Raw genomic sequence first — 12,131 nt, forward strand, 5'->3', positions numbered from 1 at the left:
GCGCCAGCGCTTTTCCCGCCAGTGAATCTTTAGCGAACCCTATTCGGCGGCTTCCGGTTTTCTGAGGCTTTCACGAACCTCGGCGGCGATCTCGTATGAGCGAAGCCGCGCTTGCTCATCGAAGATATGCGCCGACAGGATCAGCTCATCTGCACCCGTATCGGCCAGGAACGCTTCGACCTTTTCACTGATAGTCTTCGGCGAACCGATCGCCGTGCAGGCGAGCGTAGCCTCCAGCATGGTTCGTTCATGCGGTTGGATTTCGGCATCGAACGATGGGTCGGGTGGGGCCAGGCGCGTTGGCGTACCACGGCGAAGATTAACGAATGTCCGGCGCAGCGATGAGGCCAGCCGGTCGGCCTCTTCATCACTGTCAGCTGCGATCATGTTGTAGCCCAGCATGACGTAGGGCTTCTTCAGCTGTGCTGAAGGCTGGAAGGTCTCGCGATAGATGGAGACGGCCTGTTTCATCTGCTGCGGCGCAAAGTGAGAGGCGAAAGCATAAGGCAGGCCCAGATAGGCCGCCAGCTGCGCGCCAAAGGTCGAAGAGCCGAGAATCCAGAGCGGAATGTTCGTGTTGCCACCCGGAACGGCCTGGACGCGCTGGCCATCCTGAACGGGGCCAAGGAATGCCTGCAGTTCCATGACTTCCTTTGGGAAGCGGTCTTCTCCGCCAACCATGGTCCGGCGCAAGGCCTGGGAAACAAGCTGGTCGCCGCCCGGCGCGCGGCCAAGCCCAAGATCGATGCGGCCGGGATAGATCGCCTCAAGGGTCCCGAACTGTTCGGCCACCATGATCGGCGCGTGGTTTGGCAGCATGATACCACCTGCGCCAAGGCGGATGTTCTGCGTGTCCTGACCAGCATGGGCGATCATCACAGCCGTCGCCGCGCTCGCAATACCGGGCATGTTGTGATGTTCGGCCAGCCAGTAGCGATTATAGCCAAGGCGGTCCGCATGGGTAGCAAGCCGTCGGGCGCGAGCAAGGGCGTCCTGCGGATTGCTGCCTTCAACGATCGGGGCGAGGTCGAGAACTGAAAATGGTATCATCGCCACTCAATGTATGAGCCGGCAGGACGCTTCTCAATAGGTGGAAGGGGCAAGTAGCGCCTGCTTTAGGCGGCGCTTCGAATCCGGGGCTCGCTGCGTACGCAATTGCGTCCGCCATTCTTGGCTTCGTAAAGATAGCTGTCGGCTTTCTCGATACAGGCGGCCAGGCCATCTTCGGGGCGTAGCTTGGCAAGGCCGAAGCTTGCCGAGACGCGCGTCGTCTTTCCGCTGATGCTGAGTTCGGTGCCAGCGATACGCTTGCGCAGGCGTTCGCACACCGCTTCAGCCTGCTGCTGGTTCACTTCGCTGAGGAGAATGATGAATTCCTCGCCGCCCCAGCGCCCCAGTCGGTCAAACGGACCGCGCAGGGCCGCGTGGCTGAGATTGGCAATGGAAACGAGGACACGATCCCCGAACGCGTGGCCATACGTGTCGTTGACGCGCTTGAAGTGATCGAGGTCGAAGAGAGCGACATAGACACTGTTCCTGGTACGCTCCATGCGCGCCAGCTCTTCTTCGGCAAGCGTCTTGAAGGAGCGGCGATTAAGAAGGCCGGTCAGCGGGTCCGTCGAGGCCATGGCTTCCAGCGTCGTCTGGTAACGGTCAACGCGGTACTGGTTTTGTGCCGCAAGGCCTGCCATGGGGCTCGCAACGCAGGCGGCGATGACGACTGTCATCAACATGAAGTCATAATTTCCAGCCGGGACCCCAAAGAAATTGATCACGAGGACAGCAAAGAGAACTGACAGCGACAGCGCGGCGGCAATCACGAACCCGAAGAAAATCAGTGCTCGTGTAACAGCGCCATTATCGGCTTCAAGGAGTCGGTAGCCTTGTGTCATGCCGGCTTAAATAGCAGCCGAAAGAAAACATTGCTGTAATCGCAAGTTTCAAATTTTATCTATCCTTGGGTTGAGGACGATTTGTCGGGCGTATTAAAGACCGCGCCGGTCCGGGAACCCATAACCGCGTGCCCGCTCGCAAGACCAGGTATCGCCAGTTTCGCAGGCACGCTGGATGTAATCCTTGCCTTCGTCGCGGTTCATCATCCCGCCTTGGCCGCGATAGACCATCGAACCATAACCCCCGCAGCCTGTCTGATTGCCGAGGTCGCAGGCACGCTTATAGAGACGGCGCGCATACTCATAGTCCTGATTCCCGTCATTGCCGGTGAAGCTGACATGCGCCTGTTCGAGGCAGCTATCGGCGTCACGCCCATCAAAACAGGACGTGTCGTAGAGTTCGCGTGCGCGTTCGTAATCCTGTTCGATGCCGAGACCGCGGCGGTAGATATGGCCGGCCTTCCGGCAATTTCGAGACCAGACTTCGCGCTGCTGGCTCTTGTCCGCGCAGGCTTCGGAATAGCGCTCCAAGGCGTCGTCATACCAGCCTTTCTGCATGGCGCGGTCCGCATAAAGCTCATCGGCATCCGGCTTCGCGATGCGCTCCGGCCCAAATTGCGCTGAAGCTGAGGGCGCAATCGTCAATGCGGAAACGCTGACCAGTCCGGCGAAAAACAGACTTGTGGCTTTCATCTTGGGGACCTCGCAGAAAATTTCTAATCCTGTCACCTTCTCACATCACGCGAGGAATGTGGCGGTTTCCTGTCGGCGACTGCAACTGGCAAGGATTCGGTTTTTCATTGTCTGGGACTCGCGAACCGCTTATTCCGGTCGTGAAGGTGTATCGCCTTGCGAGGGAGGACTCGAGTATGATCAAGCGTCTGACAGGACTGAGCGCACTTCTTTTGGCAAGCGCCTGCGCAACACAGGGCGGTGATGATCTGCCGCCTGCTGAAGCGCCGCTTCCGCCAATGATGACATCGCCGGGTGTAGATGAAGCGCGACTTCAAAACGCAATTGCAAGCAGCGAACGGCCGGAAACCGACGTTGAACGCGACGAGTTACGCCGTCCGGCCGGTGTCATCGAGTTTGCGGGTCTCCTTCCGAATGAGACGGTTCTCGAACTTGAAGCGGGTGGTGGCTATTTTACCGAAATCCTGTCGCGATACCTGAACGAAGAGACGACGCTCTACATGCAGAATCCTGCCGCGTTCGATGGCTTTCTCGGTGATGCGGCAGAGATCCGAATGGATGGCCTTGATAATGTCGAATATCTGCGCACTGATTTCGACAGTTTCCCGCTGGAGGATGAGAGCATCGACGTGGTGACCTGGTTCCAGGGGCCGCATGAGCTATGGTATACGCCGGAAAATGGCGAGCCACTCGTCTCTAATCCCGACGACTCGTTTCCCGAAATCTTTCGCGTCCTGAAGCCGGGTGGCAGTTTTGTCGTGCTTGATCATACCGGGCCGGACGGTGCGCCAGCGACAATCGGCGGCGAAACCCATCGTATCGATCCGCAGATTGTTCGCGACCTCGGGCGGGAAGCAGGCTTCGTGCTCGTTGCTGAAAGCGACCTGCTCGACAATCCGGGTGACGACCTGACTGCGAACGTTTTCGATGAGTCCGTGCGGGGCCGTACTGATCAGTTCCTCATGAAGTTCGAAAAGCCGATGGGCGCGCCGCAATAAGGCTGCAGACCGTTCTGCGAGGATCGCTTGACCGCAGCTAGCCGCTGAAGGACAGGGAGGCGGTTATGACGACCCCGAGCGACCGTATTCCCGCTGCGCGTTCGCGCAAGGCTCTTTGGCTCGGCCTCGGGCTGGGGGCCACCGTTATCACCCTTTTCCTGCTTGGGAAGACGGGTGTGCTTGGCTCGCTTGAAGCTTTCATCGCCCAAATGCAGGAAATGGCCGATACGCCATGGGCACTACCGGCGGTTATCGTGCTCTTCACCGGCGCTGCCTTTGTAGGGCTGCCGCAGTTCGGATTGATCGGGGCGGCCGTTGTCGCCTTCGGTCCCGTAAATGGCGCGTTCTATTCCTGGGTAGCGACAATGGTTTCCGGTACGGTGACTTTCTGGCTTGGCCGGTTCAGTGGAGAGGCGGCCGTGGCGCGCTTCTCCGGTCGCCGTGCTGCCCGCTTCACCGAGTTTGTGAGCCGCAATGCGTTCGCAGCGAGCATGATCGTACGTAACGTTCCGACGGGGCCGTTCCTGATCGTCAACATGGCGTTCGGCGCACTCCGCGCAAACTATCTCGCATTCCTGGGCGGCATGGCGATTGGCTCACTCCCAAAAATCTTGCTTGTGACCTTCGCAGGACAGAGCCTGATATCAGCCATCACCGGTTCGCCGGTCATCGCTGTGACCTTGGCGGTTCTGGCGGCCATCATTTTCGGTGGCCTCTGGCTCTATGTCCGTCACCGGCAGGGGTCGGGCAAGATCATTTCGCCAATGCCTATCAGGCCGGTTGACAGGGCAAGCGAAAAGCCGGATTAGGTCACTCATGCGCAAGAATTTGCCTCTTGAGGGACTAACGGGCCTCCTACTTAGCAGCCCCTGGCTGGTGGCCGCTGGACTCTGATGGTTCTGCGCCTGGTCAGGGGATCGACTTAAACGCCCTTTCGCTGACACTTCTTAGAGATCCTCAGGCCTGACCATGACTTCCGAAAAAGACCGCATTCTGATTTTTGATACGACCATGCGTGATGGTGAGCAGTCGCCCGGCGCATCCATGACGCACAATGAGAAGCTGGAGCTTGCCGACCTTCTTGAGACGATGGGGGTGGATATCATCGAGGCGGGTTTCCCCGCCTCCTCCCAAGGTGACTTCGAGGCAGTGCGGGACATTGCGCGGCGGTCAAAGTCGTCGGTCATAACCGGGCTGTCGCGCTCGAAGCTGGAAGATATTGACCGCTGCGGTGAGGCCGTGCGACACGCCGCTCGCCCGCGCATTCACACTTTCATCTCAACCAGCCCTGTTCACATGAAGCATAAGCTGCAGATGGGGCCGAACGCGGTGCTCGAGGCTGTTGGTCGTTCCGTCGCCCATGCTCGAAATCTGGTCGAAGACGTTGAGTGGTCAGCTGAGGACGCGACCCGCACAGAGTTTGAGTTCCTCTGCAAATGTATTGATGTGGCCATTGCTTCAGGGGCAACGACCATCAACGTGCCCGACACGGTGGGCTATACCCATCCTGACGAGTATGGCGGCCTGATCCGTGCCCTTCGCGAGACGATCCCGAATTCGGACAAGGTCATCTGGTCCACGCATTGTCATAATGATCTCGGTCTCGCTGTCGCAAATTCGATTGCTGGCGCGCAGAACGGTGCACGACAGATTGAATGCACGATCAACGGGCTTGGCGAACGGGCAGGCAATGCCGCGCTGGAAGAGATTGTCATGGCGTTCAAGGTGCGCGGCGATACGCTGCCCTATGACACGGGCATCGACACCACCCGGCTGGCGCGAGCAAGCCAGATGGTAAGCCGGATCACTGGCTTCCCGGTGCAGTACAATAAGGCGATCGTCGGCAAGAATGCCTTCGCGCACGAAAGTGGCATCCACCAGGATGGCATGCTGAAGAATACTGAAACCTACGAGATCATGAAGCCGGAGGATGTTGGTGTGTCCAAGTCATCTCTGGTGATGGGCAAGCTATCGGGACGCAACGCCTTCCGGGACAAGCTCGCCTCTCTCGGCTATGAGCTAGATGCGGATTCCTTGAACGAGGCGTTTCGCAGGTTCAAGGATCTCGCTGACCGCAAGAAGCATGTCTTCGATGATGACATACTGGCGCTAGTCGACGACCAGCTGTCGGCTATGGGCGAACGGGTCGGCTTTGACAGCCTTCGCGTCATTGCCGGATCGGTCGGCCCTCAGAAAGCTGATCTTTCACTGCGCGTGGATGGGCAGCTCATGGAAGCGAGCTGTACTGGCAATGGTCCCGTCGATGCCGTGTTCAACACGATTCGCAAGATCGTAAGCCACGAAGCCAAGCTCGACCTCTATCAGGTTCATGCGGTGACGGGCGGAACGGATGCCCAGGCCGAAGTGAGCGTGAGGCTGAATGGCGAAGGCATCATGGCCGTCGGGCGTGCGTCAGATCCGGACACGCTGGTCGCAAGCGCGAAGGCTTACATCCACGCGCTGAACAAGCTCGAAGCGCGACGCTTGAAGCGGCGGGCTGCCTGACTGCACATGAAGGACCGTGGGGGTGTGCCGCAGGCGCTCATTGCGGACGACAAGTGTACGAAGCGTACACGAACTTCTCCGTAATGTTTCAGCCGCTTACAGGCCTGTAACGTTCAGGAGTCTGGCAGGTCAGGGCGTGTACGAGGCGTACCTGTTTCGGGCAGCCTCTCACTTGCTTTCCGTGGAATAACGCTGCATGGGGAATACGGGCTGGCAAAGAAATTCTCGCACGACTGCAGCTAATCTGGTTGTGCCAATAGTAAAGAAGCGACCTTACTCATGATCGGTAGCCTTCTCGGCATGCTCTCCACAGATATGGCGATTGACCTCGGGACAGCGAATACGCTCGTCTACGTAAAGGGTCAGGGCATCAAGCTCGATGAACCCTCCGTCGTTGCCTATATGAACCAGGGCGGCCGCAAGGTCGTGTACGCGGTAGGTAATCAGGCCAAGCAGATGCTTGGCAAGACACCGCTCAACATGGAAGCCATCCGCCCGATGCGGGATGGCGTCATCGCCGACTTCGAAGTCGCCGAAGAAATGATCAAGCACTTCATTCGTAAAGTGCATAATCGCCGGGCCTTCGTTTCTCCGCTGATCATTATCTGCGTGCCAAGCTCTGCAACCAATGTTGAGCGCCGCGCCATTCACCAGTCTGCGCTGGCCGCTGGTGCTCGCGAAGTCCAGCTTATCGAAGAGCCGATGGCAGCCGCGATCGGCGCCGGCCTTCCGATTGAGGAGCCAGCCGGCTCCATGGTGGTGGATATTGGCGGCGGCACGACTGAGGTCGCGGTGCTTTCTCTGGGCGGTATCGTCTATTCGCGTTCTGTGCGCGTTGGCGGCGACAAGATGGATCATGCCATCATGTCCTATCTGCGCAAGAACCAGCAGATCATGATCGGCGAGATGTCGTCCGAGCGGATTAAGAAAGAAATTGCTTCGGCAAAGGCGCCAGAGAGTGGTGACGGCCTGACTGTCACGGTTCGTGGCCGCGGCACGATCGACGGCGTCCCGAATGAGGTCGAAGTGAACGAGGCCATGATGGCCGAAGCGCTCGCCGACCCGGTCAATGAAATCGTCGACGCCATTCGTCTGGCGCTTGAAGCCATGGCGCCAGAGCTGGCTGCTGACATCGTTGATCGCGGCATCGTGCTGACCGGCGGCGGCGCGCTCCTGCGCAATCTTGACGTCGTGATCCGTGAGCAGGCCAAGCTGCCTGTGATGATTGCCGACGATCCGCTGAAATGCGTCGCTCAGGGGTGTGGTTACGTGCTCGAAAATCTCGTGCGTATGCGCAACGTCCTGTCGCCGGAAGTCTAGGACAGTTCACGGCCTGCGCGCGATCTCGTCCGCGACGCTGAAATCCCGGTTGCGCACGGCTGCGCTTCACTTCAGGATCAGCCCTGCCGTGGGGAGGCAATAAGGGACGACCATGGCCCGTTTGCGTGGAAAAAGACTGAAAGCCCGGCCCGTACGCCGCTACGCCCTCATTGTGGCTCTCGTCATGCTGTTCGCCGTGCTTCTGGCACAGACTTCCCCGCGCCTTCGCGCCTGGATTGATCCGGCGCGCACTGTTGCCGCTGACCAGCTTGCCAGTTCTGCGCGACCCGGCCTCTGGGACCGTATTTCCGGAAAAGCTGCCCGCGACGAGCGCATCCGCGAACTTGAAGCAGAAGTTCGCGAACTGACACGCTACCGCTCGGTTGCGATCTCGATGGCGGCGCGTCTGGAAGCCTATGAAGACATGCTGAACGTGATGGGCGAACCGCCCGTTCGCGGCGTCACGGCGCGCATCACATCTGAAACGAACGGGCCTTTCCGCGAAGCCATTCTGGTCAACGCCGGCACGCTTCAGGGTGTGCAAGCTGGCGCCTATGCGGAAAACGAAGGTGGGCTGGTCGGGCGTGTCGTTCAGATTGGCGAGCGGTCTTCCCGCGTGCTGCTCGTCGCAGACTTCAATTCGCGCGTTCCTGTCATGGGTGAGGCAAGCGGCATGCGCGCCATCCTGTTCGGCGACCGCGACGATCTTGGTACGCTGACTGACCTGCCGGAGCGCGGCAGCTTCATTCTTGGTGAGAGAGTCCTGACGTCTGGTGAGGGCGGCATCTTTCCGCGCGGCATTGTTGTTGGCGAAGTCGTTGAGCGCGGCGGCGCGCTACGGGTTGAATTCGGGATGAACCGGGGCCGGGGCGGCTTTGTCCGCCTGATGCCCAGCATGCAGATCCCGCCGCCGGAAGAGTATCCAGCGCCTGACGCGACAGACGCTGAGGACGACACTGGAATTGAGGCCGGAGATGGCGCGCCTGTCGACGAGACTGCTGAGACGGCTACGTCAGAAGCGCTACCTGACGCAGGTGCGCCGGGAGGCGGATAATAATGGCAAGACGCCGCAAGTCTGAACGTCTCTCTGCTGTCGCGGGCATCTGGGCTGAGACCGGGCCGACCAGCCGCTTTCTGATCGGTACGCTCATCGTTGCTGCGATCGGCCTGATCGGTCTGACCCCGAAGACGCTTTTCGATACTGAACTGGTTTGGCCGTATGCGTCGCTGGTCGCTGCCATTGGCTGGGGGCGCAGCGGGCTCGGCTTTCGGCCCATGGTGGTCTTGATCCTGTTCGGCCTTGCCCAGGATGTCATTGTCTACGCGCCGCTTGGCTGCTTCGGCTTCATCAATCTGGCGGCCTTTGGCGCAAGCTCACTGATAGCTCGCAGCTTTGATCGGGAGCGTAATCCCCTCATCAGCACCGTCGCACCCGTGGTGCTGTATGCGGTTTCATTCGTGCTGGTCTGGCTGTTCGCCAGCTTCTCCGGCAACCATCTCGTTCAGCTGTCCCCACTGGTGAATGTGTTTGTAGTCACATATATTCTCCATATCCTTACAGCACCCGTTTTTGATCTTGGCCGTAGGGTCGGCCCACTCACGGGGAGCATGTCATGAGCAGCGAACTCGACTTCGAATCCAGGCTCAATCGGCGCACCATCATCACAGGTGCGGCTGGCGGCGTCCTGTTCTCTGGCCTCGTTGCCCGCCTCGTCCAGCTGCAGCTCTTTGAGGGCGAGCGCTACAAGGAGATCGCGAATGAGAACGGGGTCAAACTTGATCTCGCTCCGCCGATCCGTGGTGCGATCTACGACCGGTTCGGCGTTCCGCTTGCCTCGCACCGTCAGGCAGGTCGTGTCTCCATCGTCCGCGAGCAGACGCCGGACATGGACGCCACACTGGCGGAAATTGCACGCCATATCGATCTGCCGATGGATGAACGCGAGCGGGTGATCCAGCAGGCCCGTAGTCAGGCCTCCTTCCAGTCGACGATCGTCAAGAGCGAGCTCACCTATGAAGAGTTTGCGCGCATGACGCTGCTGGCAGCTGACATGCCGGGCGTGCGCGCTGACATGGCGGCGACGCGCTCCTATCCACGTGGGCGCGATTTCGCTCACGTGCTTGGCTATGTTGCCAAGGCGAGCTCTGATGATCTGTCGCGTCTGACTGAAAATGCCTCTCCAGAGGAGTCATCCCTGCTGGCCCGTCTGTTTCGGCACCCGGATATGCGAACGGGTCGTTCCGGCATTGAACGCGCCGCAGAACCCTGGTTGCGCGGTGAGCCGGGCTTCCGCCGCCTTGAGACGAACGCCGCAGGCCGCGTCATTCGTGAGCTTGAAAGCGATGACCTCGCGCCGACGCCGGGACGGGACATTGGTCTGACCGTCGATGCGGAGCTTCAGCGCGCGGCAATCGACCGTTTCGGAGACGAGAGCGGTGCGGCGGTGGTTCTTGATATCGAGACGGGCGCAATTCTCGCCTTCGTATCGACGCCAGCCTTTGATCCGAATGATTTCGTCAACGGCATATCCTATGCCGACTATAACGCGCTGCGCGAAAATGATCGCTCGCCGCTTTATCACAAGGCGTATGACGGCACCTATCCGCCTGGTTCCACATTCAAGATGGTCGTTGCGACTGCAGCGCTGGAAGCCGGTATCAACCCGGACCAGCGAGTTTACTGCAATGGCTACTACCGATTCGGTAACCGCACCTGGCATTGCTGGAAGCGCGGCGGCCACGGCAATGTGGACATGCACTGGGCAATGAAGGGCAGCTGCGACGTCTACTTCTATGATATTGCGCGCAAGATTGGTGTTGAACATCTCGCCGACGTTTCGCGCCGCTTTGGTTTCGGACAGGTCTGGGACCTTGGCCTTACGGGTGGACGCGGTGGTACAGTGCCAGACGATGCCTGGAAGCGCGCGGCACTGGGCGAACCTTGGTATGAGGGCGAGACCCTCAACTACGGCATCGGTCAGGGGTATCTGTCGGCGTCGCCACTCCAGCTGGCGCTCATGTCTGCACGCATTGCCGCCAAGGGCCGGTTGATTGAGCCATATATCATCGGCGAAGGTCCGCGCCCTGATAAACCGATCCCCTATGCTGAGCCGCTAGACCCTGACCATATGCAACGCATGATGGATGGAATGTATGGCGTCACCTCAGAAGCCGGTGGTACTGCATGGCGCTCAGGCGACCTCGGTCTTGGCGGTCCACGCCTTGCGGGCAAGACGGGTACCGCGCAAGTGCGTCGCATCTCTGAAGCCGAGCGCCGTTCGGGCGTGCTGAAGGGCGACGAGATTGACCGTCGTCTTCGCGACCATGCACTCTTCGTTGCCTACGCGCCTGCCGATGACCCGAAATACGCGATTTCGGTTGTCGTTGAGCATGGTGAGGGCGGTTCCAGTACCGCCGCTCCCGTCGCCCGAGATATTCTGGCCACGGCGATCCGCCGCGACTCGCGCGCCGCTGCCCGCTGGCAGCAGACTGCCTCGGCATCGGGCAGCGGAAATGGCGGGGGCAACCCCTGATGGCTCGGGCTGCACGCGCCTCGGCTATCAGATTTGAAGACCGCACCCTTGCAGGGACGCTGGGCGAGCTGCCTTGGGGGTTGGTCCTGATGCTGATCACCGTCGCCTGTATTGGCACGGCGGCGCTCTATTCCTCGACCTTCACGAACCCGGAGGAGGCTGGCCTGCCAGCCCGGCACGCGGTTCGCTTCGCCATCTCGCTCGGCATTATGTTTGTCATCGCGCTTGTGCCGATTGGTATCTGGCTGCGGGCTGCCTGGCCCGCTTACTTCGTGACCCTTGCCATGCTTGTCGGCGTGGAGTTGTTCGGCTTGACGCGAGGCGGTGCCACAAGGTGGCTGCAGCTTGGTCCCATTGGCGTACAGCCGTCTGAGTTCATGAAGCTCGCGCTGACACTGGCGCTGGCGCGGTACTATCATAATAATCTGACATTCCAGTCAGGCCGGTTCTTCATCCATCTCCCCGCCCTGTTCATTATCATCGTCCCGGCGGCATTGATCTTCAAACAGCCCGACTTCGGCACAACACTGGCGCTCATCGCCTCAGGCGCGGTACTCATCTTTCTGGCCGGGCTCTATTACCGGATCATCGCGGCGGTTTTCCTGGCGGGTATTGCCAGTGCGTGGCCGATCTACATGTTCGTGCTTCAGGATTATCAGCGCGAACGGGTGAATACCTTCCTTGCGCAGCTCACGGGCCAGGCAGTGAACACTCTCGATGATGGCTACCAGATCGAACAGGCCAAGATCGCCATCGGGTCGGGCGGCTGGCAGGGCAGGGGCTTCATGGAAGGCACGCAGGCCCAGCTCGACTATATCCCCGAACAGCACACCGACTTCATCCTGACCGTAATTGCGGAAGAGTTCGGCTTCCTCGGCGCGACGGGCCTTCTTGCTCTCTGGGCGGCGATCCTTGGTTGGGGGCTCGTGATTGCCGGTCGATCAGCCTCGCTTTTCGGACGCTTCGCGGCGGTAGGTTGCGTCGCAACGGTGGCCTTCTTCATCCTGTTCAATGTCGCGATGGTGCTGGGTCTTGTCCCTGTTGTTGGCGTGCCGCTGCCGCTCGTCTCTTATGGTGGTACCGTGATGTTCACCACCATGGCTTGCTTCGGCATTCTCCTCTCCGTGCACATTGGCCGCGACGAGCGCCTGAGCACTCAGGGGATGATTTGACCTCAAGGTGGGCAGGTG

General features: G+C 59.9%; 11 protein-coding genes. 8 read left to right on the top strand and 3 right to left on the bottom strand.

Annotation, left to right across the window (positions count from 1 at the left end; translation table 11 throughout):
* Positions 1–39: 39 nt before the first annotated feature.
* The 3 genes from D1224_RS13440 to D1224_RS13450 form a co-directional block, all read right to left on the bottom strand.
* A complete protein-coding gene (locus tag D1224_RS13440) occupies positions 40–1,050 on the bottom strand; it encodes an LLM class flavin-dependent oxidoreductase (RefSeq protein ID WP_119380470.1) in 1,011 nt (336 codons plus the stop codon).
* Positions 1,051–1,115: 65 nt separating this feature from the next.
* Entirely contained in the window at positions 1,116–1,892 is a 777-nt protein-coding gene (locus tag D1224_RS13445; RefSeq protein ID WP_119380471.1) for a GGDEF domain-containing protein, read from the bottom strand.
* 93 nt (positions 1,893–1,985) lie between these two features.
* A complete protein-coding gene (locus tag D1224_RS13450) occupies positions 1,986–2,585 on the bottom strand; it encodes a tetratricopeptide repeat protein (RefSeq protein ID WP_119380472.1) in 600 nt (199 codons plus the stop codon).
* Positions 2,586–2,761: 176 nt separating this feature from the next.
* Between D1224_RS13450 and D1224_RS13455 the strand changes: the two genes are divergently transcribed.
* From D1224_RS13455 to rodA, 8 genes are all read left to right on the top strand, one after another.
* Positions 2,762–3,583 (top strand): class I SAM-dependent methyltransferase, encoded by an 822-nt coding sequence (locus D1224_RS13455; RefSeq protein WP_182482301.1) that lies wholly within the window; start codon positions 2,762–2,764, stop codon positions 3,581–3,583.
* Between the two features lie 65 nt (positions 3,584–3,648).
* Positions 3,649–4,392 carry a TVP38/TMEM64 family protein gene (locus D1224_RS13460; RefSeq protein WP_119380474.1) on the top strand — a complete coding sequence of 248 codons (744 nt, stop codon included), beginning with the start codon at positions 3,649–3,651 and terminating at the stop codon, positions 4,390–4,392.
* 160 nt (positions 4,393–4,552) lie between these two features.
* Entirely contained in the window at positions 4,553–6,088 is a 1,536-nt protein-coding gene (locus tag D1224_RS13465; RefSeq protein WP_119380475.1) for a 2-isopropylmalate synthase, read from the top strand.
* 279 nt (positions 6,089–6,367) lie between these two features.
* The gene (locus D1224_RS13470; protein WP_119380476.1) at positions 6,368–7,408 is read left to right on the top strand and encodes a rod shape-determining protein; all 1,041 of its coding nucleotides are present in this window, start codon (positions 6,368–6,370) and stop codon (positions 7,406–7,408) included.
* Positions 7,409–7,520: 112 nt separating this feature from the next.
* A complete protein-coding gene (gene mreC, locus D1224_RS13475) occupies positions 7,521–8,462 on the top strand; it encodes a rod shape-determining protein MreC (protein ID WP_119380477.1) in 942 nt (313 codons plus the stop codon).
* 2 nt (positions 8,463–8,464) lie between these two features.
* Positions 8,465–9,025, top strand: a complete 561-nt coding sequence (locus tag D1224_RS13480; protein ID WP_119380478.1) for a hypothetical protein — start codon at positions 8,465–8,467, stop codon at positions 9,023–9,025.
* The gene (gene mrdA, locus D1224_RS13485) at positions 9,022–10,941 is read left to right on the top strand and encodes a penicillin-binding protein 2 (RefSeq protein WP_119380479.1); all 1,920 of its coding nucleotides are present in this window, start codon (positions 9,022–9,024) and stop codon (positions 10,939–10,941) included. The genes D1224_RS13480 and mrdA overlap by 4 nt, the downstream gene beginning before the upstream one ends.
* Positions 10,941–12,113 (top strand): rod shape-determining protein RodA, encoded by a 1,173-nt coding sequence (gene rodA / locus D1224_RS13490; RefSeq protein ID WP_119380480.1) that lies wholly within the window; start codon positions 10,941–10,943, stop codon positions 12,111–12,113. Before mrdA ends, rodA begins: the two co-directional genes overlap by 1 nt.
* The last annotated feature ends 18 nt before the right edge of the window (positions 12,114–12,131 follow it).

This window comes from Henriciella barbarensis, from assembly GCF_003576345.1.
GTDB classification, from domain to species: Bacteria; Pseudomonadota; Alphaproteobacteria; order Caulobacterales; family Hyphomonadaceae; genus Henriciella; species Henriciella barbarensis.